Origin of the sequence: Butyrivibrio sp. AC2005, assembly GCF_000424145.1 — a bacterium.
In the GTDB taxonomy this organism is placed as follows: domain Bacteria; phylum Bacillota; class Clostridia; order Lachnospirales; family Lachnospiraceae; genus Butyrivibrio.
The window spans coordinates 18,175-39,953 of the sequence record NZ_KE384137.1 but is presented as its reverse complement, the minus strand read 5'-3'; the positions used below and the strand labels follow the sequence as shown (position 1 = coordinate 39,953).

16 protein-coding genes are annotated in these 21,779 nt (G+C 39.7%); 1 reads left to right on the top strand and 15 read right to left on the bottom strand.

Features of this window, described 5'->3' with window-relative positions; genetic code table 11:
• Window positions 1–23: 23 nt before the first annotated feature.
• Window positions 24–671 (bottom strand): redox-sensing transcriptional repressor Rex, encoded by a 648-nt coding sequence (locus G602_RS0117205; protein ID WP_026660059.1) that lies wholly within the window; start codon window positions 669–671, stop codon window positions 24–26.
• Between the two features lie 312 nt (window positions 672–983).
• On the opposite strand from G602_RS0117205, the gene G602_RS0117200 reads away from it, so the two are divergent.
• Window positions 984–1,319: a hypothetical protein gene (locus G602_RS0117200; protein ID WP_026660058.1), complete on the top strand. Its 336-nt coding sequence runs from the start codon at window positions 984–986 to the stop codon at window positions 1,317–1,319.
• A 109-nt stretch (window positions 1,320–1,428) separates the two neighbouring features.
• Here G602_RS0117200 and G602_RS0117195 read toward each other — a convergent pair whose 3' ends face one another.
• The 14 genes from G602_RS0117195 to G602_RS29230 all read right to left on the bottom strand — a co-directional run bounded on the left by G602_RS0117195 (window position 1,429) and on the right by G602_RS29230 (window position 21,772).
• A complete protein-coding gene (locus tag G602_RS0117195; protein WP_026660057.1) occupies window positions 1,429–3,423 on the bottom strand; it encodes an ABC-F family ATP-binding cassette domain-containing protein in 1,995 nt (664 codons plus the stop codon).
• Entirely contained in the window at window positions 3,404–5,668 is a 2,265-nt protein-coding gene (gene bglX / locus G602_RS0117190; RefSeq protein WP_026660055.1) for a beta-glucosidase BglX, read from the bottom strand. Before bglX ends, G602_RS0117195 begins: the two co-directional genes overlap by 20 nt.
• A 45-nt stretch (window positions 5,669–5,713) precedes the next feature.
• Window positions 5,714–6,646: a zinc ribbon domain-containing protein gene (locus G602_RS0117185; protein ID WP_026660054.1), complete on the bottom strand. Its 933-nt coding sequence runs from the start codon at window positions 6,644–6,646 to the stop codon at window positions 5,714–5,716.
• Between the two features lie 42 nt (window positions 6,647–6,688).
• Window positions 6,689–8,887: a glycoside hydrolase family 3 protein gene (locus G602_RS0117180; RefSeq protein WP_044932651.1), complete on the bottom strand. Its 2,199-nt coding sequence runs from the start codon at window positions 8,885–8,887 to the stop codon at window positions 6,689–6,691.
• Window positions 8,888–9,039: 152 nt separating this feature from the next.
• Window positions 9,040–10,848, bottom strand: coding sequence for a cell envelope integrity protein TolA (locus G602_RS27265; protein WP_044932649.1), 1,809 nt, complete (start codon window positions 10,846–10,848; stop codon window positions 9,040–9,042).
• Window positions 10,849–10,960: 112 nt separating this feature from the next.
• On the bottom strand, window positions 10,961–12,046 hold the full coding sequence (locus G602_RS0117170) for a hypothetical protein (protein WP_155829978.1): 1,086 nt from the start codon (window positions 12,044–12,046) through the stop codon (window positions 10,961–10,963).
• 10 nt (window positions 12,047–12,056) lie between these two features.
• Window positions 12,057–13,295, bottom strand: coding sequence for an MBOAT family O-acyltransferase (locus G602_RS0117165; protein ID WP_196808715.1), 1,239 nt, complete (start codon window positions 13,293–13,295; stop codon window positions 12,057–12,059).
• A gap of 203 nt (window positions 13,296–13,498) precedes the next feature.
• Window positions 13,499–14,335, bottom strand: a complete 837-nt coding sequence (locus G602_RS0117160; protein WP_026660050.1) for a hypothetical protein — start codon at window positions 14,333–14,335, stop codon at window positions 13,499–13,501.
• Complete coding sequence (locus G602_RS0117155; RefSeq protein ID WP_026660049.1) at window positions 14,326–15,399, bottom strand: hypothetical protein; 1,074 nt, start codon at window positions 15,397–15,399, stop codon at window positions 14,326–14,328. Before G602_RS0117155 ends, G602_RS0117160 begins: the two co-directional genes overlap by 10 nt.
• Complete coding sequence (locus G602_RS0117150) at window positions 15,396–16,607, bottom strand: NADP-dependent isocitrate dehydrogenase (protein WP_026660048.1); 1,212 nt, start codon at window positions 16,605–16,607, stop codon at window positions 15,396–15,398. Before G602_RS0117150 ends, G602_RS0117155 begins: the two co-directional genes overlap by 4 nt.
• A gap of 30 nt (window positions 16,608–16,637) precedes the next feature.
• A complete protein-coding gene (locus G602_RS0117145) occupies window positions 16,638–17,324 on the bottom strand; it encodes a GntR family transcriptional regulator (protein WP_026660046.1) in 687 nt (228 codons plus the stop codon).
• A 3-nt stretch (window positions 17,325–17,327) separates the two neighbouring features.
• A complete protein-coding gene (locus tag G602_RS0117140; RefSeq protein ID WP_026660045.1) occupies window positions 17,328–18,761 on the bottom strand; it encodes a hypothetical protein in 1,434 nt (477 codons plus the stop codon).
• Between the two features lie 202 nt (window positions 18,762–18,963).
• A complete protein-coding gene (locus G602_RS0117135; protein ID WP_026660044.1) occupies window positions 18,964–20,676 on the bottom strand; it encodes a methyl-accepting chemotaxis protein in 1,713 nt (570 codons plus the stop codon).
• A 175-nt stretch (window positions 20,677–20,851) separates the two neighbouring features.
• On the bottom strand, window positions 20,852–21,772 hold the full coding sequence (locus G602_RS29230; protein WP_196808714.1) for an Ig-like domain-containing protein: 921 nt from the start codon (window positions 21,770–21,772) through the stop codon (window positions 20,852–20,854).
• Window positions 21,773–21,779: the final 7 nt, after the last annotated feature.

Genomic DNA, 21,779 nt, shown 5'->3' with positions numbered 1-21,779 from the left:
CTTTAGGAAATTCATGCGCTGAGTCATTTCAGATTATGTGCTTTTTCATATCTTTCGATACTATAGGAGAGCTTCATCAGTGAGTCAGACAGATGAACATTCTCTACCTGTACATAATCCGGCAGTTCCAGATCCACATGCGCAAAATTCCATATTGCCTTTATTCCGCACGCAACAAGCTTATCCGCCATGGGGACAGCCTGATCCTTTGGAATCGCGAGAACTGCTATTTCAATTTTATTGTCCCTAACAAACTTTTCAATTTCCTCCACTGGTCTGATTTCAATATCCCTGATTTTCTTTCCATGAAGATCAGGATTTAAATCAAATGCCCCTTTAAAAATAAATCCCCTGTTAAAAAAATTATTGTAACCCGATAATGCCTGTCCAAGATGCCCTGCTCCAATAATAATAAGAGTGTGCTCTTTGCCCAGCCCTAAAATCTTGCCAATCTCATCATAAAGATATTCAACATTATACCCGTAGCCCTGCTGTCCAAAACCGCCAAAATTATTAAAATCCTGCCTTATCTGAGAAGCAGTAACCTTCATGATATCGCTTAATTCCTGGGAAGATATACGCGTAATCCCCTGATCCTTGAGTTCACCAAGATATCTGAAATAACGCGGTAAACGGCTTATCACTGCCTGAGAAATCTCTTTCCTCGTCATATTTCCTCCAAATTTGAGTACGCCGAATTTATTATGTATTTTTGTATTTAGCTCTGAAAATTCGGCTAACTTTAATTATACTATCTGTTAAAATTTAGTCAATGTGTTAAATTGACTATACAACATCATTTTTTGTAAATTTAATAATTGTGAAAAAACGTTTCATTATGGGCTTTCCGGGATGAAAAATAATTTCGAAAATGTTCATATTTAGCTTTTCTTTAATAATAAGTTTATGATTTTTTTCGAATTGGCAGATATAATACTTATAGCTTCGTATGTACATTTTTAGAAGTTAAGAGGTTAAAAAATATGGGAATGTCTATCGGAGGAATAAACGGATATAATGTTTATCAGACACAGCCGATGAATATGGCTCTGTCAAATCAGGCGCCTGTTTCAGATGTTTACAACAAACATAAGGCTGTAGGTGATATCTCTACCGTTGCCCCTGTGGTATATCCAAACGCCCAGGAAGTAAAGGTTGGTGAAGTTGCAAGCACTGATGGCAAGGATGAAGCCCTTAAGGTCAGTCAGCAGTACAACAACATTGCTTCCAAATTTGGAAATGCTACTGTAGGATATGGCAGAGATATGGCTGCTTATACCTATGGACAGAGCGGTAGCTCATTTGATGCATTTGCCTGATATTATTGCAATATGATATGCCCCGGATATATATTCATCTTCAAACTCGTTGCCACAGGCATAATCGTTTGAATCTGAATATATATCCGGGGCTTTTTAATAAAAATATTTACTCGCTGAGTTCGGCCCATTCATCGTATAGGGCGCTTAATCTTTCCTCATTTTGCGTAAGCTCATCAGATAGTTTACGCACCTTTGCAAGATCTGTAGCGACCTCAGGATCTGAAAGTTCAGCATTTATTTTTTCATTTCTCTCTTCCAGCTTTGCAATTTCTTCTTCGCATTTTTTCAGAGCAGCTTCCTGTTTTCTTTTCTTGGCAGCTTCTTCCTTTTGAGCTTTCCAATCCGCAGCTCCTGAACCTGAATTATCAGATACCGCATTATTGTTCCCAGCCAGCTTACCAAAGGAATTCCCTGATGCTGCTGAAGCACTGTCCATACCAATGCCGCGGCCAAAGGATGAAACATTACCGCTTTCGGCAAGAACTCTGTTCGTCTGCTCCTCGCAATGCTCCAGATAATAATCGTAATTACCTAAATAATTAATCATTCTGCCGTGTGTAAGATCAAGTATTCTTGTGGCAGTTCTATTGATAAAGTAACGGTCATGGCTCACGTACAGAACAGTTCCTTCATAACCGGATAATGCATCCTCAAGAATTTCTTTACTTGTAATATCCAAGTGGTTTGTAGGCTCATCAAGAATAAGGAAATTGGCATCCGATAGCATTAACTTTGCCAGCGATACTCTTCCCTTCTCACCACCGGAAAGGTCTCCTATTCTCTTAAATACATCATCTCCGGTAAAAAGAAATGCTGCAAGAGTATTCCTGATCTCTGTATTATTCATTGACGGATAAGCATCTGAAAGCTCTTCAAATAAGCTTTTCTCATCATGCAATACCTGATGCTCCTGATCATAATACCCGATATGGACCTTAACACCTAAAGTAATCTCACCGGAATCAAGCGTCTCCATACCATTTATAATTTTCAGCATAGTAGTCTTACCGGTTCCATTATCTCCGATAATTGCTACCTTTTCGCCACGTTTAATGTCAAAGCTGATGTTCTCAAACAGCTTTTCATTTCCAAAGGATTTTGAAATAGTATCAACATGCATGACATCATTTCCGCTTACACATGAAGGTGTAAGTGTAATGCGCATGTCGTCACGTACCTCGGTAGGTTTTTCAAGCCTCTCAATCTTATCAAGCATCTTCTCACGGCTCTCGGCGCGCTTAATGCTCTTCTCACGATTGAACTGCTTTAATTTATCAATTACCTCTTCCTGATGCTTTATTTCAGCCTGCTGATTGAGATATGCTTTCAGCTTTGCTGCTCTTATCTGTTCACGCTTTTTTGCATAGGCAGTGTAATTACCCAGATATACATCTGCACTTGTCTGATCGATTTCAATCACCTTCTGCGCTATCCTGTCAAGGAAATATCTGTCGTGAGAAACAATAAGAACCGCTCCCTTATAATTCATAAGATAGCCTTCAAGCCATTTTATGGAGTTCATATCAAGATGGTTTGTAGGCTCATCGAGAATTATCAGATCCGGACTCTGCAAAAGCAGTTTTCCAAGAGCCACTCTGGTCTTCTGACCTCCGGACAAGGTAGAAATTCTCTTATCAAATTCCTCCTCAGTAAAACCAAGACCCTTGGCAACACCAACAACCTCGCTTTCCCAGGCATATCCATTCTTTAGCTGAAACTCATGATTCATCTGAGCATAGCGTTCCATAAGCCTGTCCAGATCATCTCCTCTAAGGACATCCATCTGGGCTTCAGCTTTTCGTATTTCCTTTTCAAGCTCAATGACATCTCTCTTCATCTCACGAAGTTCTTCGTAAATACTATGAGCACTGTCAATGTTCTGATTCTGAGCAAGATATCCAACAGTGGTGTCCTTAGATAAGGTGACAGTTCCGGTATCAGGAGCAAGTTCTCCTATAAGCATCCTGATAAGAGTAGTCTTACCTGCGCCATTAATACCTACAATAGCAGCCTTTTCATTATCCTCTATATGAAAAGAAACTCCTTTTAAAATATCCTTACCATCAAATGATTTCGATAAGTCATGACAATTTAAAATCATAAAAATTCTCCGTCGTAGAATCAAATCCTACATAAACACGGAAATCTCCTTCTTCACTTTCAAACTTATTGTTTATAGTCCAGAACCTAAGCATTTCTTCATTTATTTCAAAACTTACATCCTTAGACTCTCCGGGAAGTAATCTTACCTTTTTAAAGCCTTTAAGTTCCTTCACCGGGCGAACTCTGCTGCTGACAAGATCCCTTATGTACAACTGCACTGTCTGTGTTGCCGCTACAACACCTGTATTTGTTACCTTTACGGTTACGTTTATCTTATCTGCACCTGTAGCATTTTCGCCTTTTTTCAGTACATCATTATCAGATACCGGCTTGGAAATGTCAAAGCTTGAGTATGTAAGACCATAGCCAAAAGGATATCTTGCTTCATTTGGGCAGTCAAGATATCTTGTTGTGAAGTTTGTTACACCCTCTGTCGGCTTGGGTCTTCCTGTAGCAAAAACATTATAATGTATAGGTGCCTGTCCTACAGCCCACGGAAAACTCATAGGTAGTTTACCTGATGGTGAAAATTTTCCTGAAAGGACATCCCATATACCGTGTCCACCCTCTGTTCCGGGGCGCCAGCATATCAAAAGAGCATCCGATAAATCCGGTATACATTCAAGATCGAGTGGTCTTCCGGTAAATATCAGTGTTACAAGTTTTTTTGCTCTTCTTCTGATTTCATAGAATAATTCCATCTGAATATCAGGCAGCATAATATTCGTGCGACTTGTAGACTCACCTGATTGGCCGATGTCTTCGCCGAGGCATAAAACAACTGTGTCTGCCCATTCAGCCACTTCTATTGCCTCATTTAACAGTTTTTCATTTTCTTCATCGAGGCTTTCGTTATGATACTCGCCAAAGCCAAGAACCGTATCGTTATCAAGTATTGTACTTCCCTTTGCAACACGTACTATTTTTTTATTAAGGCCTCCAAGTCCGCCTCCCTGATTCATACCAAGGAAAAGACTGACATCTTTGCTTTCACCTGCTGCTTCCATAACAGTCACTGTCTTTTCCGGATCCAGAGAAAGAGCCCATGAGCTGTGCAGGTTTTTACAGGAAGCATATGGTCCGATAAGGGCTATATTACTATCCTTCAAAGGAAGCGTCTCCTCATCGTTTTTGAGGAGGACAAGGGATTTTCTGACTGCGTCCCTCGCTATTTCTCTACTCTCTTTAGAAAATGTTACCGCTTCATATCTTTCCTTAGATGCTCCGTGATAAGGATCCTCAAAAAGACCAATCTCATTCTTCAAATTGAGGATTCTAAGAACTGCCTCATCCAGAAGCTTTCCGTCAACCTTGCCCTCTTCTATAAGCGAAGCAAGATTTGCAGCATAGCTTTCTGTACACATATCAATGTCTACACCCGCTTCAATTGCAAGCTTTGCTGCTTCCTTCAAATCCCTGGCAAATCCCCAGGGAACCATTTCGCCAATAGCACCCCAGTCTGAAATAAGTACGCCATCAAAGTTCATTTCTTTTCTGAGGATATCTCTCATAAGCCACTTATTTCCCGAGGAAGGAATACCATTCAAGGTATTAAAGGAAGTCATTACAAGCTTAGCTCCCGCACTTATAGCCTTGTCATAACCTTTAAGATATTGATCTCTCAAGGTATACTCTGAAAGTTCAACGCTGTTATAATCTCTTCCTGCTTCAGAAGCTCCGTAGCCTGCAAAATGCTTTACGCATGCAGCAACATGCTCCTTATCGGCAACAGATTCGCCCTGATAGCCTCTAACCATAGCAGATGCCATCTCTCCATTGAGATACGGATCTTCTCCTGTTGATTCCATAACTCTTCCCCATCTTGCATCTCTTACAAGATCAACCATGGGTGAAAATGTTACCTGAATACCGTCCGCTGCTGCTTCTTTTGCCTGTATTTCTGCTCCCTTTCTGGAAATCTCAGGTTCAAAGGTTGCTCCCTGTCCAAGAGGGCACGGAAAAACAGTGTCATGTCCGTGAATAACATCCAGCATGAATAAAAGAGGAATATGATGAGGCTGTCCTGCCATATATTCATCCTGAATTGCTTTTACTTTTTCAGCCCCCCTGATACCCAATACACTTCCGGCAAGTTTCTTTAATTTGTCAAAAGATGCTTCATCCGCAATTCCCGTCACAGCAAAATCCGATTCAAAGGCTGATCCCGGAAGCTGTACAAGCTGCATAATTTTTTCCTCAGGTGTCATGTCATTCAATAACGCAAGTAAATCTTCTTGTTTCATTCGCTGCCTCTCCTCTTTTTGTAAATGCGTAGTTGTTCCTGTTATTTATTCTACTTCTATACCAAAGAAATCCTTCACTGCCAGATACCATAAGCCAAAGGTATTATCATCGTACATTGTAGAACTATATTCCGTTTTTCCATTGTTAAAATAAAACTTCTTGTTTGCTGCATCCGATACCCAGATATCATCCTTCCCATATGCATTAATCTTATAGGAATAAAGGTTACGGTTGTTATTAGGTATGCGTACTGCCTCTAATCTTACCGGAGTATCATGGAACTGATTTGATACTGTCGACGCATAAATCATAGATATGGCAAAAGCCTGCTCATCTGTACATAAGGATGGATCGACGAGATATATGGAAAGAAGGTCATAGTAGAAATCACGGTTAAGGGTTCTTCCCTTCTCCAGTACCTTGTTGTCAACGTAGTCTGCATATTCACCTGCTGTGATGCCATTATAAATAACTGTATCCGCATTTACTGTCCCATTTGGAACAACATAGGCTGCATCACCGTCATTTGCATAGCTTGCTAATGAATAACTTGTAAAACTAAGATTTTTATACCCATAAAAAGGATCCTCAGAATTACCGACTGTAGTTTCGCTTACACTATTACCAGTCTCTACCGGAGAATCTGGCTCCTCAGGTTCAGAATATGTATTTTCACCAGGCGCGCTCAATCCTGAATTATTACCTGTACCTGCCTGCACCGCTTCCTGCATAAGTCCATAGATAAAATAGCCTGACCAGGATAATATTCCAATAAAGAAAACCGTCAAGAGTGCTATAACTAATACAAGGCCTTTATGTGACTTTTTCGGAGCAGCTACTCCCATACCATTCTGATATGTATAATTAACCTGAGATTGAGGTACCATCCTCTGTCCAAGATCCGGCGCCTTTGTACCGCAGGATGTGCAGTAAAGATGCCCTTTCATTATCTCAGTCCCACAATTTGTGCAAAACATTTTTCATTCCTCCATACCAAATAACAAATTATTATTCAGGAATTATCTGTTTCCAGCATATTTATCCCATCTGTCATCCCTGATTACACCATTCCAATTAAGTCCATATCCGAAATCATATGTATTGCCTACAGAATCGGTATAAGGCTCATAATCAAAAGGTACATCCTCAAAATGCTTTTCAACAGTACTCATATCCTTCGGAAGCTGAACAGGAAGTAGTCCGGAAGGCTCAGCCTTACCACTCACAATACTAAGTACGGCTCCTGTCTCAACACCAAAATTTACCAATATGGCATCAGCATATTTTTCATATTCTGAAACCATACATGGATTATTCATTCTTACGGAAACTATAACAGGCTTATCCCCCATCTGTTTTCTTGCCTTTATCACAAGGTCAAGATCACTTTCATTTGCTGCCTTGTTTGACTTTCCTTTATAGCTTCTGTTTGTAAAGTCTTCTCTGAAATCCCCGCCTGCTATACTGGTTTCTCTTGCATCGTCAGCAGTATAGCTTCTGTACTGAAGCATAACAGGTCTGTAGCCAGTCTCCTCAGTATAACCATCACTTATAGGACTCTCAATGAAACAGATAGCCATATCTGCATCCTGCGGATTATCCGTAATCTCAAAATATTCGGATACGTCTTCGGGATTAGCCCCCGGTATATCAATAGCGTCAATCATTCCTCTCATGAAGCCCTTGTGTGCATCAATATGTCTTCCGGGTACATACACCTTCTTTTTTCCGCTAACAGGGAGCACTCCGTTATTCTTAACCATGACAATACTCTTAAGCTGTGCATCAAAGCCTTCCTTGACGAACTCGTCACAGCCAAGAACCTTTGCACTTTCATCAGGATCAAGATAGGGATTTTCAAACAGTCCACATCTAAAGCTGTTTAAAAGGAGTCTCACAGCGCTCTCTTCAAAGCGCTTTCTCATAGCTTCCTCGCCATGTTTCTCACAGCCTATTCTATATGCCTCAAGAATTGGCTTAATATCATTATTACCGCCAAACTGATCTACACCGTTCTCAATTATAGTAAGATGCCTTTCTGCCTCAGATAATGTTTCTGTTCCAAAGCATCTGGAGCCGAAGGAATCTATCTTATCTGCAGGATCCTGAGTAATTCCCCAGTCAGTACAAACAACTCCCTTATAACCATACTTTTCACGCAAAAGATCACCGATAATATACTTACTATAACTGTTTCCAACATTTTTTCCTGATGGATCCACACCCCAACTGACGGTATAGTAAGGCATAACAGCTGAAGCCTGGCCGGTTCCTTCAAGCTTAAAGGCGCCTTCAAGGAAAGGCTTAAGGTGCTCCTCAAAATTATTACCCGGATATACTGCATACTTTCCGAAAGCATAATGAGCGTCTCTGCCGGCCTCACAAGGACCGCCACCCGGCCAATGCTTAACCATAGCCGCTACGCTTCCATGTCCCCAATTATTATTCTCCTCGGAATCATTCTGCAAACCTTCACAGTATGCCTTAGCATAATCAGTAACAAGGTCACTGCTTTGTCCGTAAGTATCTGCAACTCTCATCCATCTGGGCTCTGTACCAAGGTCTATCTGCGGGCCAAGCTCTGTTGTAATTCCCAGTGCTCTATATTCCTTAGACGCTATCTTTGCAAATTTATTTACCAGTTCAGGTGAAAAAGTCGCAGCAAGCCCAAGTCCCAACGGCCATTTACTTGTTCCCTTGGCTTCTGTCTTAAATTCAGCAGACGCGCTTCCTGCCCCGTGTCTTGGATCTGTACTTGTGTTTACCGGAATACCATGTGGCATCTCCTCGCACAGAGCCTGCATCTCATTGTTCCATTTAGCAGCTACCACGCCATTCTTCAGCATCATTGCAAGAACATATCTCACATGATCTTCTGATAAGAATTTCTTTTGCTGATCAGTTAGCTCCCAATCATCCGCTCCACTTTCCTCGAAGCTTTTACCACCTCTGTAAGTAGCACCAAACCAGCCACCTGTCTCGGCAGGCACAACCTGGTGAGCACTATACATCATAAGACCTGCCATCTCTTCAACGCTTAGTCTTGAAGCCAGATCCTTAGCTCTCTCTTCCGGAGTTAATCTCCAGTCTTCATAAGGAACCAGTTCTCCTGTCCTCTCCAAATCCTTAAAAAAAAGCCCATCCTTTTCAATAACAGGAGCTGAACATACTCCAAGGGACGGACCATTTTTATTCTCAATAATTCTTACGTTTGCCATACCTTTAATTTCCTCCCAATTTACATTTTTCCCCAATGTACTAATGATATCATAAAGACTCCTTTATGAGTAATCCAATAATAAGAAAAATGGCAGAAAGCCGTAAGATTTTCTGCCATTTTATTCCATCTTATTTTAATAAAAATCCAAATTTACTGTCTGAGCCATCCATAATTGGTAATGTCTATTGAATCAACAATACCATCCTCTATAAAGATGTAGTAACGATTAGCACAATAATCCGGATCTGCTGACTGATCAAAAGGAATCTTATAGATTTCTGTTGTAGTTGAATAATCGTAATTTGTAATTCCGTTGTTATTCATCCACTTAAGCAGATCAGCCTCAGACATACCTGCATGAAGACCGCTGGGAAGCTCCATCTTATTTTCGAAATGACCACTGTTGTTTGTTGTTACGCTTGTAACAATTGTATTCTTAAGATATGTTGCGGTCTCACAATAGTTAAATACAGTAGTTGTCATGTAAAGGTCGCCCTTGTAAAGAGTTATAACATATCCCTCTCCTGCACCTACTGCATATTCATCTTCAACATCATACTTCCATCCATTATCTGAAAGAACCTGAAGCGGAACGGGAAGTGTATAAGCCACTCCATCTACCTGGAAGTTACCTGATAAAGGATCATAGCCTAATCCTGATGGAGCTACGTAATTGTTAAGATAATCCGGTTGTTCTCCGCTTATCTCAACCTCCTCCACATCATCGGGTTCATTATCATTTCTAAAGCTGAGATAATCAACAATTCCTTCCTCAAAGGATATACCAAGTCTTACGTCACTGCTTACATCATGATCCTTGTAATAAGAATATACATGTATAACAGATGTATCGGAAATATCATCAGGCTCTCCATAAATGCTCTTAACCTGTTCCTGGGTAGTTGAACCGATTTTTACAACTCCGTTTCCATTTTGAATGTAAATATCCTTACCCATTTTTCTTACATCATTATCATATAATGTTATTCCAGTGATATAGCAATCTTTAGCCTGCTGTGCATTCATGCTGAAATTTTTGACATCAACTGACACATTACTTGTCTCACCATAAGGACATATCATGTAGTAAAATCCCTTTTCTCCGGCGCCAAGCTTTTCAGTTGCATCCGTATTGGAATCAAAGGTCCATCCCTCATCAAGAAGAACGCTTACCTTCATCGGTACCTCAAAGGTTTTCTCGCCAATATGGAAAGACATTAAACCATTGGGATCTACTTCTTTTGCCTGTCCGTTAACAGATTCTGTCGGCTGCTCCTGAGCGGGCTGCTCTGCAGGCTGTTCTGCCGGCTGCTCAGCAGGCTGCTCTACAGGCTGTTCTGCAGGAGTCTCTGCAGGCTGTTCCTGAACAGGCTGCTCTGCAGGCTCAGCCTGAACCGGATCTTCCACCGGAGCCTCAACTGCAGGTTCGGGATCTACAGGATCATTGTCGGGCATAAGGTTATCATCTGTTGTAATCTGTGTAGTATTACCGGGAATATTATCCTTAAAATACTGAGTAGCTTTAACCACTCCAAAAATAGCAAGTCCAAGGAATGCAACAATAATAAGAACAAGCACAATAAGTGCAACCTTCTTGTTCTGTGCATTCTGCTCTTTTTCAATAGCAGCAGGATCATAGCCATAGGTTCCTGTACTATTATTCTGCGCACCATAGGTATTTTGTGCTCCATATGTCCCCTGAGCACCATAGGTACCTGTGTTGCCATAGGTGTTTGTGTTGCCATAGGTGTTTGTGTTGCCATAGGTGTTTGCATTGCCATACGTATTTGTGGCATTTGTCTGACTAATAGGCTTTCCTGTCAACGGATCAAATTTTGGTCCGGAAGTATTAGCCTCCTGATTAATTGGCTTTCCTGTCATGGGATCGAAATTATAACCGCTACTTGGCTGGTTTGTAATCGGCTTTCCTGTGACAGGATCAAACTTAACATCACTCATTTCATTTTCTCCTCTATAATAACTTTATTTCATACAAACGCCTTAAATTCTAGCAAATTTTAAGTAATTAAACAAGGAAAAACTGTCAAAACAAGCGATTTTAAGCCATGTTTTATTGCAAATTATCATATGCATTTTTCACTTTATCCGCAATAATTTCATTATGCCTCAAATATGATTCATAGGCAGCATCTCCCCTTCGATCAGTAATCAGTTCCCTGCCGTACAGCTCAAGTAACGTTCTGCCAAGATAATCAGTGTATTTATTACTCCCGTTATAGTTAAGATGCGAATTCCCATCAGATATATCCGAACCACCGGTATAGTCAATTCCTATATCCCAAATATGCTCAAATACATAGTCAAAACACACATGATCATCACCTGAGTCATTTAGCTGCCATATATAATTCTTTAGCCAGTTATATCTCTGAGTTTCCTCCTGCTTTAATCCCTGTTGCTGTTCGATATTCAGCGCATACGGAACCATGGTTATGTATAGCTTAATATTGTTTTCTTTTGTAAATTCTATGATCTTATCCAGATATTTAACAGACTTTTCAAGAGGTGGCTTACACTCATCAGTATCAATTACGGGCTCAGGCATTACCTCATTATGAAAATGCGGCACATAACCCTTATATGCACTCAGGTCATTTCCGAACGCTGCTTCAAAATCCTTCTCTTCAAGATTATTGTAACGATCATGATAACCAAAAAAAGAAGGAAAATACTTATCCCATAATTCCTGTTTTCCATCAAAACAGGCATGCATCATTTGCAGTTTATTCATGGAAAATTTCATACCATATAAGCTATCGCTCAACATGTAGTAATGATATTTATAATCTTCCAAAAAAGCTGCAGCACTAAAAAAATCCAAAAGAACCACCTTAGGCTTTTGATACTTGCATATTTCCTTCAGGTAATGATAAGAAACCCATAGGGATTGCTCTGCAGAAGACAGATCATATCCTGCTATTCCGTAATCCATATATAACTTTGCAGTATTTATTCCACAATGAACATGGCTTGAACCAAGCATTACCACATCTATAGTGTTTTCCGGCTGATCATAGAGAGCACGCATCTGCATGATACCTGCTTCGGTTTTTGTTTTTAAAATGTTATTGGAAATTAGTAGCGCACTCATAAATAAAATAATACTAAGTGCTGTAGCAATAATTCTTTTAAGCATATATCTTCCCTCAGAACTGTGCATATACAAAGCTTCTTATTTCTTCACCAGCTCCGTATCTTCCGAATATTAAAACCATCAGGGCCAGAAATACAAACATCAGCCCTCTTGAAAAATCCCCCCATTTAGATATAAACAACTCCGGTGGGATACTCTTCTTTTTATAGGCAATACCATCCATAATTGTCAGGAAGACTATTGATAATCCCGCTATCCACCATTCAATCCGGGAAAGTCCAAGGATCAGATTATCTTCCATCTCAAAGCCTCCTCTCAGGCCCTGCATACCGCAAAACGGTATCATCCCCTTAATAAACAAAAATGCCTGGGATAAAGTCGAAGCCCTGAAGAAAATCCATGCAAATGAGACAAGAAAAAAGCTTATTATCCTGCCGGTCATTCCCTTTACTAAAAAGGAAGCCCTGCTCTTAATTAAGCCATTTGTAATGACATTCATAAGTCCATGAAAAATCCCCCAGATAATAAGGGTAAAGCCTGCTCCATGCCACATTCCACAGACAAGAAACACAATCATAATGTTTAATGCTTTTCTAAAATCACCTCTTCTGTTACCACCAAGGGGAATATAAATATAGTCTCTCAAAAAGTTGCTAAGTGAGATATGCCATCCTCTCCAAAAAAAGACAATATTCTCAGCAAAATACGGAGTCCTAAAATTCTGGGTTAACCCGATGCCAAACATATGTGAAATACCAATAACCATATTGGTGTAACCTGCAAAATCGCAATAAATCTGAATAGTGTACAAAAATGACGCCAGAATAAGAACAAGACTACCATATTCCGAAGGTGCTTCAAAAACCTTATCAACAACTATGCCAACCCTGTCCGCAATCACCAGCTTCATAAACAGCCCAAATAACAAAAATGAAAGCACTCTGATTATTCTGTCAAAATCAAATATTTTTGCTTTTTCAATAGTATCAAGCTTATCAATAAAATCTCCTGCTCTTTCAATCGGACCGCTTATCCATTTTGGAAACCACATCATATATAGAGCAAAAACAAATGGATTATTTACCGCTTCCAGTTTTTTTTCTTTTACATCTGCTATGTAGCTGATAGCCTGAAAAGTGTAAAAAGACAGACCTATTGGAAGCCCTGCGCTTTTAACTGTCTCCGGAATTTCAATGCCGGATATTGAGGCCACAAAAAACATATATTTCCAGCCAAACAAAACAGCAGCAAAGAGGGTAATCCCACACGCTGCTGATATATTTTCTGCCATTACGCATTTTCTTTTTTGAAAAAATGAAACAAAATGCCCGCAAAGAAAAGATATTAAAGAAATAATTGTCAGGGTTATAATTCCAAAGCTTTTTCCCTGCCAATATATAAAAGCCACACTTAATATAAGAAGTATGTATTTACGAAGCTTTCCAGGCGCTATAGTAAACAAAAGAAAGCTCAATATCAAAAAGCATATAGTGGTTATCTGAAGCTGCATTTTTCCTCCAACTCATCATAGGTCATTTGAATTCCTTCGGAATCCGCCCAAAGAAATTCAGACCTGAAATCATATTCACCGTCTGCAATCATCAGGTCTGTGTCAAAAAATCTGTTAAAACATTCATCGCCTAAATAGCTTCTAAAAGCGTCTTTATATTCCTCCTGCGAAAGCGCATTACCATTTCCATCCTCGAAGGAATACTCATCCTCCGATCTCCTCACTGACAAAGATCCTAATTCCAAGGGCTGTTTAGTATTGTCATCAAGCCTGTAAAAAAAGCTTTTAATACCGTTTCGACCGTCAGAGAATTCATATCTTACAAATACATCATAGTCCTTATAAAGAGCAGCATAGGCATTTGTCGAATACGTATCCTCTCCTCCCCCGGAAGCTTCGTATATAGTTACAGGCATCGACATTTCTCCGCCTGTAAAGCTGCAATAATATGCTGCTTTTCCTATGACATCATGCATCACTAATTCAGGTATTCCATCCTTATCAATGTCAATGAGAGAAAATCTGGCAAGATCCTCTGTAATATCAGGAAAGATGGATATAAGCCCCTCTTTATACGAAGAAGCCCTCTCCATAATGCCATTATTATATGCGGCACTTGAGATTATTTCATTTGGATCAGGCTTTTCAATTTTTTCTACCGGAATAGTTTCTGTAAGTTCCTCTATGGAAGCAATTTCCTCTTCATCTTTTTTCAGAAAAACAAAAAGACTTATAAGTATAACTAAAACAAAAACAACGAGTATTACTGAAGCAGAAAAGATTATGATAAATTTTTTACTGTGCTTCTTCCTCATTTCCATTCCCAGCCCTCACTTGCGACTTCTGCCTTTAATTCCTCAACATTTACATCCCAGGAAGAATATTTCTCATCACCTCTGTGATCGGGAAGAACTTCTTCGCCATATCTGCTTCTTAAATCCTCTGCCAGATATTTAGCGAATTGCGTGCTGCCATAATAATTCAGATGTGAGTTTCCATCAGCAAAATGAGTTCCGCCTTCGTAGTCTATTCCGAGATCATTTATGTGCTTAAATGTATAATCAAAATAAACGTTATCTATCCCTTCACTTTTTAACTCGCCAAGATAGTTTTCAAGCCAGTTATATCTTAGGTCTTCTTCCTGAGTCACTCCCTCCTGCTGACCTACGTTCAGCTTATAGGGTACAATTGTTATATACAGCCTAATTCCTCTTTCTTTTGTAAAGTCAATAATTTTTCTTAAATATTTTTGGGATTTTTCTGATGGAGGTTTTATATCCGTAGTATTCGGCGATGGCTTCTCCATAGATTCTTTTTTAAATGAAGGTGTGTATCCTTTAAATGAGCTGTAATCCTTATTCCAATCTGAGGAAAGGGCTTTTTCGTCTTCACCCTCCTCACAGCAAAAATAGGAAGGAAAATATTCCTTCCTTAATTCTTCATTGTCATCAATTGCTGTTTCCATCATTTCAAGCTTGTTTAACGAGAATTTCATCCCATAAAAAGCTTCTCTCAGACAAATATATTTATCGGCATAACCATCTAAAAATGCTGCAGGTGCAAAGAAATCCAGCACTACTACCTTAGGAGTCTGATACTTACAGAACTCCTTAAGGTAATAGTAGTTTATCCATATAGCCTGCTCAGCTGTTGAATAATCATATGCTGTAATTCCGTAATCTTCCCACATCTTAGCAGTATTTATGCCATAATTCACATGGCTTGATCCAAGCATAACAACATCTATGGAATCACGGGGCTGACTGTAAATTGCACGCCCCTGTCTGATTCCTGCGTTAGGTCTGTCTGAAATCACACCGGAAGGTACTGAAACAGAACTAAAAAGACAAGTTATGGTCAGAAACAAAGCCATTAAAGATTTCATTTACATATATCCTCATAGGTCTCTCTGATAGCCTTGATAAACTGCTCAGAGTTAAGCTTCTTTGCATTAGGATTACTTGTAATAAGAAGAAGGTCTCCTGTCATCCTGCCGCTTTCTATTGTAGAAAGAGTTGCTTTCTCCATGTTGTCAGCCCAGTCGATGAGTCCCTGGATACCATCAAGCTCTCCGCGCTTTCTCATTGCACCGGTCCATGCAAAAATTGTAGCCACAGGGTTTGTGGATGTCTCCTCACCCTTCAGATATTTATAGTAATGGCGCTGAACTGTTCCATGTGCAGCCTCGTACTCATAAATACCTTCAGGAGATACAAGTACAGATGTCATCATCGCGAGTGATCCGCATGCTGATGAAACCATGTCACTCATAACATCACCGTCATAGTTCTTGCAAGCCCAGATAAATCCACCTTTAGACTTCATCACTCTTGCAACAGCATCATCGATAAGCGTATAGAAATATTCGATTCCTGCAGCGTCGAACTGATTCTTATATTCCTTTTCAAATGTAGTATCAAATATCTCACGGAATCTTGCATCATAGGTCTTACTGATAGTATCCTTTGTAGCAAACCACAGATCCTGCTTTATTGAAAGTGCATACTCAAAACAAGCCTTTGCAAAGCTTTTAATCGATGCATCCTTGTTATGAATTCCCTGTATAATTCCGGGGCCATCAAAGTCCTGAATTGTCTTTCTTATTTCTGTTCCATCCTCACCGGTGAAAACGAGCTCTGCCTTTCCTGCACCGGGTACAGCAATCTCAACATTTTTATAAACATCTCCATATGCATGACGGGCTAAGGTAATAGGTTTCTCCCAGGTCTTAACATTGGGTTCAATTCCCTTAACAAGAATAGGAGCTCTGAATACAGTTCCGTCAAGCATTGCACGGATAGTTCCGTTAGGACTCTTCCACATCTTTTTAAGATCATATTCTTCAACTCTTGCAGCATTGGGAGTAATTGTTGCACATTTAACCGCAACTCCATATTTCTTGGTAGCAACGGCACTGTCTATTGTAACCTTGTCATCAGTTTCATCACGATATTTAAGACCAAGATCATAATACTCACTCTTCAGATCTATATAAGGCTCTATCAGCTCCTCCTTAATCATCTTCCAAAGAATCCTGGTCATCTCATCTCCGTCCATCTCAACTATTGGGGTGGTCATCTGTACTTTTGACATAGTGTCTCCTCTCTTGTTTAGTAGTGTATATTAAGTATTTTCAAATAATTCCAATAATCCGTTCCTTACCATATTATCATAAGCACTGCGCATATGCCTATTGGCAATTTCTTCGGCTCTGTCGGCATCTTTATCCCTTATGGCTTCCATAATCTGCCTATGCTCATCATTACAGTCCTTGCCACGTTTTCCGGCAAGAGTCTTTTGTCTTATCTGCCATACATACTGATGGTAATCCTTCAATAGATGCTCAAGCATCTTGGAATTGCAGGACTCGTACAGAGTTGTATGGAACCTGTTATCCAGTTCTGCCAGCTGATCAGAGTGCCCTTTCTGTTCGTGAAAATCTGCCAGATACACAATTTCCTCAAGATCCTCCATCTGCTCCGGAGTAATATTTTCACAGGCCCATCTGGCGCAGAGACCCTCCAGCTTTGAGCGTATCATATAAATATCTCTTATATCCTTGGCACTTATTCCTACGACATATGCCCCTTTATTGGGTATTATCTGAACAAGGCCCTCAAGCTCAAGCTGACGAAGTGCCTCCCTGACAGGAGTTCTGCTCACACCAAGCTCTTCTCCTATGGCAACTTCCTTCAATTCTTCATGATCAGCATATTTACCATTTAATATGTCTTCACGTATTCTGTTAAATACTCTTCCTCTTAGTGAGTATTTGTCAGTGACTTCCGTCTTTAAATCTTTTTTTCCCATATCTTATTCTGTTTTCCCTATGATTTCTCCATCAGTTACTTCAATTCCGATAAGTTCTGATACTTCCGCAATTTTCTTAGTAAGCTCCTCATCATACATAACAGTTATACGTCCGTTTGCATACTCACCATCAACCCATTCCTTTAAGACCTGAACAAGCTTGTGATCCTTCCCAATAGCTGCATCACCCTTTAAATGATAATGAACGTTTATCCAATGAGCGATTCCGGCAAGCCCTGAAGTATTGGATACAGCACTGACAGGTGGCCTTCCAAGGAATTTGTCGGTATCAAAAATATTATAAATTTCCTCATTTTTAAGAAGTCCGTCTGCATGTATTCCTGCTCGTGTCACATTAAAGTTTTTACCTACAAAAGGAGTCTGTGAAGGAATATGATATCCAAGCTCCTTCTCATAGTACTGCGCAAGTTCTGTTATAACCTGAGTATTCATGCCATTCAGAGTTCCCTTTAGCTGGGCATACTCAAAAATCATAGCCTCCAAAGGAGTATTACCTGTTCTCTCACCGATTCCAAATAATGACGCATTAACACCTGAGCAGCCATATAACCATGCAGTTGTAGAATTGGTAACAGCCTTGTAAAAATCATTATGTCCGTGCCACTCTATAAGCTCACTGGGAACACCTGCGTTTGTATTCAAAGCATATATGATACCCTGAACACTCCTGGGAATAACCGCACCCGAAAAATTGACGCCATAGCCCATTGTGTCACAGGCGCGAACCTTTATCGGGATTCCATATTCCTCTCTTAGCTTCATAAGCTCTACGCAAAAAGGAACCACAAAACCATATATATCTGCCCTTGTAATATCCTCTAGATGGCATCTGCACGCAATTCCCTCTTCAAGGCAATCACGTATTACGCTAAGGTAATGCTCAAGAGCCTGTTTCCTTGTCATTTTAAGCTTAAGGAAAATATGATAATCCGAACAGCTGACAAGAATACCTGTCTCCTTCATACCGATTTCCTTAACAAGCTTAAAGTCTTCCTTGCTTGCTCTGATCCAGCTCGTTACCTCAGGAAACTCGTAGCCTCTCTCCATGCATTTATAGACTGCGTCTCTGTCCTTTTTACTGTATAAAAAGAATTCACTGGCACGTATCATGCCGTTGGGTCCGCCAAGCTCATGAAATTTGTCATATATATGTACTATCTGCTCTGTCGAATAAGGAGCCCTTGACTGCTGACCATCTCTGAAGGTCGTATCAGTAATCCATATATCCTTTGGCATATTGTGAGGAACTATTCTGTCATTAAACGGTATCTTCGGAACCTCATCATAGGGGAACATGTTTCTGAAAACATTGGGTTTGTCAACATCATCAAGAATATACATATGTTCCTCAATCTGAAGCAGATTGTTTTTGTTATTCATTGTCACCGGTCTGTTTTGGAATGTCTGGTCCTGCATTTTGGTTCCTCCCTTAGAACTGGAAAATTACTTGTAAACATGTATTGTCGAATCTTTTGCATTATTGTATACAATGATACCTGATATGTCAACGCTTTAATGTGTTAAAGAATCTCAGAATATAAAAACCTTCCCCCAGAGGGGGAAGGCAATCTATTTAATTTACAAAAACATAAAATAATAAAGTATTAAATTATATAATCTACCTGAGTTTAAACTGGTTAATAAGTCTAGTCAGGTCTTCTGACTGCGCTGTAAGAGATTGAGATACATTACTTGATTCCTGAGCTGTCTCGGAATTACTCTGAACAACGGTTGAAATCTGATCAATACCGTCATTGATTTCTTCCATGCTTGCGGCCTGGTTTTGTGCCATCTCTCCTGTTTCGGCAATCATATCAGTAATCTCATCAACTGATGCCTGCATTTGCTGTAGTGCTTCTGTTGTCTCTCCTACAACATCATTACCGTTTCGGATTTCTTCCATTGTATCCTGTATAAGCTGATGCGTATTCTTTGCTGCTTCAGTACTCTGAGTAGCCAATGTACTGATTTCATCAGCAACAACCGCAAAGCCTTTACCGGACTCACCTGCTCTTGCTGCCTCAATGGAAGCATTAAGTGCCAGGAGCTGTGTCTGTTTTGCAATGGATTCAATAGTATTTGTAACCTGCTCTATCTCATTTGATGCTTCAGTAATTCTAACCATAGCATCTGTAACAAGATGCATCTTCCTTGCACTGGCATCTGCATCCTCCCGGACCTTCTCTGCCATTTTTCTGGATTTCTCGGCTGTTTCTGCCATTGTTCTGGTCTGAGCAGTCACCGTATTAACAGAGGCTGTAAGCTCCTCAACGGCAGCAGCCTGATCAGTTGCACCTTCAGCAAGATCCGAAGCACCTTTACTCATTCCACTTGCGCCTTCCGATACATGATGTGACGACTCACGTACATGTGAAAGTGTATCAGAAAGAGAGTCTGTAATATTATTAAGAGCTTCGCTGATAGGAGCAAAATCCTCTTTATACAGCTCCGGATGTAAGGTTCCCTGAGTGAAATCACCATCTGCAACCATCTTAAGGGTATCCCTGATATCAGATACAATCTGTTCAGTTACACCAGTAGACTGACTTAAATCCTTAGCAAGTTTTCCAAGTTCATCACCTGACTCATAATCGATATTTATATGAAGGTTACCCTTTGACATCTCATCCGCTGCCTTCGAAATCTCTTCAACGGGTTCGAGAATAGACTTGGAGAGCTTCTTCTTAACATCAATAATATAAATAAGTACCAATATTACAATAATAAGAGTCAGGCAGCTCATTACTATGCCAAGTATAAGTGCTGTATTATATGCCTTTTCAGCAGCTTCTGTTGATGAGCTTGAAACACTCTTAAAATCTTTAACAGCCACATCCAATGATGGATATAAGGTATCATTAAAGTAGTAGAAAATTTCTTCCGAAGAAGAACCGTCACTAAACATATTTCCTAAGGTCACACCATTGGCTTCTACCTTTTTCAAATCGGAGGAAACCTGATTTATTGCAGTATCATCATCCATTACCTTTGCAAGCTTAGACAGGCTGGCGTCAAATTCTTCAAATTTTTCCATTGCTTTTCCAAGCTGCTCCTGACGGATGCCTTCATCAGGTGATGAAAGTGCCCACAGAAATGCTTTAGCCAAAGCCTGAACATCAATTCTGATTTCAGCCTGTATGGTATTCATCTCATAATATTTTTTATAGATAGTACGTATTGAAAACAGTGCAGAAACAATGGTCACTGCCAGAATAGCAACCGCAATACAGAACATGGTTATGATCTGTTTGAAGGTTGAGTTAAATTTTTCCTGAACACTCAGGTCATGAATCTTCTTCTCGTCTACTCTTACAAGATTCTTAATACCCATATTATGCCCCCTATCTAAAAAAGAAACCTGCTACTATTTTAATTTTATACAAATAATTTGCATAATGCACTAAATTATAAACGATTTTTCAAAAATTTTATAAAGTTCCTTTTTACATAATAAAAGACCTATGCCAATTGATGACATAGGTCTTTGTATTAGTTATAATATCACATTATTTTACTTTTATCTTTTGCGTTTTGGAATAATGACCATAATACTTCTTCCCATTGTACTTTCTGTAAGCTCTGACCTTTACTTTATATTTACCCTTAGGAAGATTCTTAACAGTATAGCTTCTCTTTGTGGTATCAATAATTTTCCACTGGCCGCTCTTTTTGTACTTAATCTGATATCCGCTGGCCTCATCTATTTTCTTATACTTAACCTTAAATGTGCCTTTGCCGCGTTTAAGCTCAGTTATAATTACCTTTGACGCTTTAACAATTTTGGCCTTTTCAAGCCCTGATGGATTACCAACCTTTATCTTTATCGAGCCAATTTGCTCTCCGGCTTTATTCTTTGCAATTACATGGCAGTAACCTACTTTTACTCCTGTAACATAGGCCTTTCTGGATTTATTCTCGTCCCCCTCTACAGTCGCAACCTCTGTATTGGTACTTTCCCAGTATATTTCAGTATTTATAGCATCAGCCGGATATACTTCTCCTTCAATCTTGGCCACCTCACCCGGCTGCAGCTTAATTTCATTCTCTTCAAAAATTAACTGCGTATAATTTTTCTGTCTTACATTAACATGACAAGATGCCATTTTTTCATTAGAGGTTTTTACAGTTATATCAGCACTACCAATATTTACACCGGTAATCACACCATTATTATCAACTGTGACATTGGTAGTATTACTTGATGTCCAGGTCAGCGTAGTGCTTACTCCCTGGGGAGCAACAGTTGCCTGAAGTTGAAATGTTTCACCGGGAGATATATCTTTCGTAGTGACATTCAGTGTAACTCCTGTCGGTTCAACATCTTCAGCCTTAGCAATATCAGGAGATAAAATAAAGACCGAAAAGGCCAAGCACATAATTAGTACAAAGCTGGTTAACTGGTTCAATTTCCCACTTCTTCTCATCATATACCTC

Bases quoted from the DNA above. Each gene is read 5' to 3' on its own strand.
- G602_RS0117140 (WP_026660045.1), bottom strand. From the start codon at position 18,761: ATGCAGGACCAGACATTCCAAAACAGACCGGTGACAATGAATAACAAA.
- G602_RS0117195 (WP_026660057.1), bottom strand. From the start codon at position 3,423: ATGATTTTAAATTGTCATGACTTATCGAAATCATTTGATGGTAAGGAT.
- G602_RS0117185 (WP_026660054.1), bottom strand. From the start codon at position 6,646: ATGTTTTGCACAAATTGTGGGACTGAGATAATGAAAGGGCATCTTTAC.
- G602_RS0117155 (WP_026660049.1), bottom strand. From the start codon at position 15,399: ATGAAATCTTTAATGGCTTTGTTTCTGACCATAACTTGTCTTTTTAGT.
- G602_RS27265 (WP_044932649.1), bottom strand. From the start codon at position 10,848: ATGAGTGATGTTAAGTTTGATCCTGTCACAGGAAAGCCGATTACAAAC.
- G602_RS0117205 (WP_026660059.1), bottom strand. From the start codon at position 671: ATGACGAGGAAAGAGATTTCTCAGGCAGTGATAAGCCGTTTACCGCGT.
- G602_RS0117150 (WP_026660048.1), bottom strand. From the start codon at position 16,607: ATGTCAAAAGTACAGATGACCACCCCAATAGTTGAGATGGACGGAGAT.
- G602_RS0117165 (WP_196808715.1), bottom strand. From the start codon at position 13,295: ATGGCAGAAAATATATCAGCAGCGTGTGGGATTACCCTCTTTGCTGCT.
- G602_RS0117180 (WP_044932651.1), bottom strand. From the start codon at position 8,887: ATGGCAAACGTAAGAATTATTGAGAATAAAAATGGTCCGTCCCTTGGA.
- G602_RS0117145 (WP_026660046.1), bottom strand. From the start codon at position 17,324: ATGGGAAAAAAAGATTTAAAGACGGAAGTCACTGACAAATACTCACTA.
- G602_RS0117170 (WP_155829978.1), bottom strand. From the start codon at position 12,046: ATGCTTAAAAGAATTATTGCTACAGCACTTAGTATTATTTTATTTATG.
- G602_RS0117200 (WP_026660058.1), top strand. From the start codon at position 984: ATGGGAATGTCTATCGGAGGAATAAACGGATATAATGTTTATCAGACA.
- G602_RS0117135 (WP_026660044.1), bottom strand. From the start codon at position 20,676: ATGGGTATTAAGAATCTTGTAAGAGTAGACGAGAAGAAGATTCATGAC.
- G602_RS0117160 (WP_026660050.1), bottom strand. From the start codon at position 14,335: ATGGAAATGAGGAAGAAGCACAGTAAAAAATTTATCATAATCTTTTCT.
- bglX (WP_026660055.1), bottom strand. From the start codon at position 5,668: ATGAAACAAGAAGATTTACTTGCGTTATTGAATGACATGACACCTGAG.
- G602_RS29230 (WP_196808714.1), bottom strand. From the start codon at position 21,772: ATGATGAGAAGAAGTGGGAAATTGAACCAGTTAACCAGCTTTGTACTA.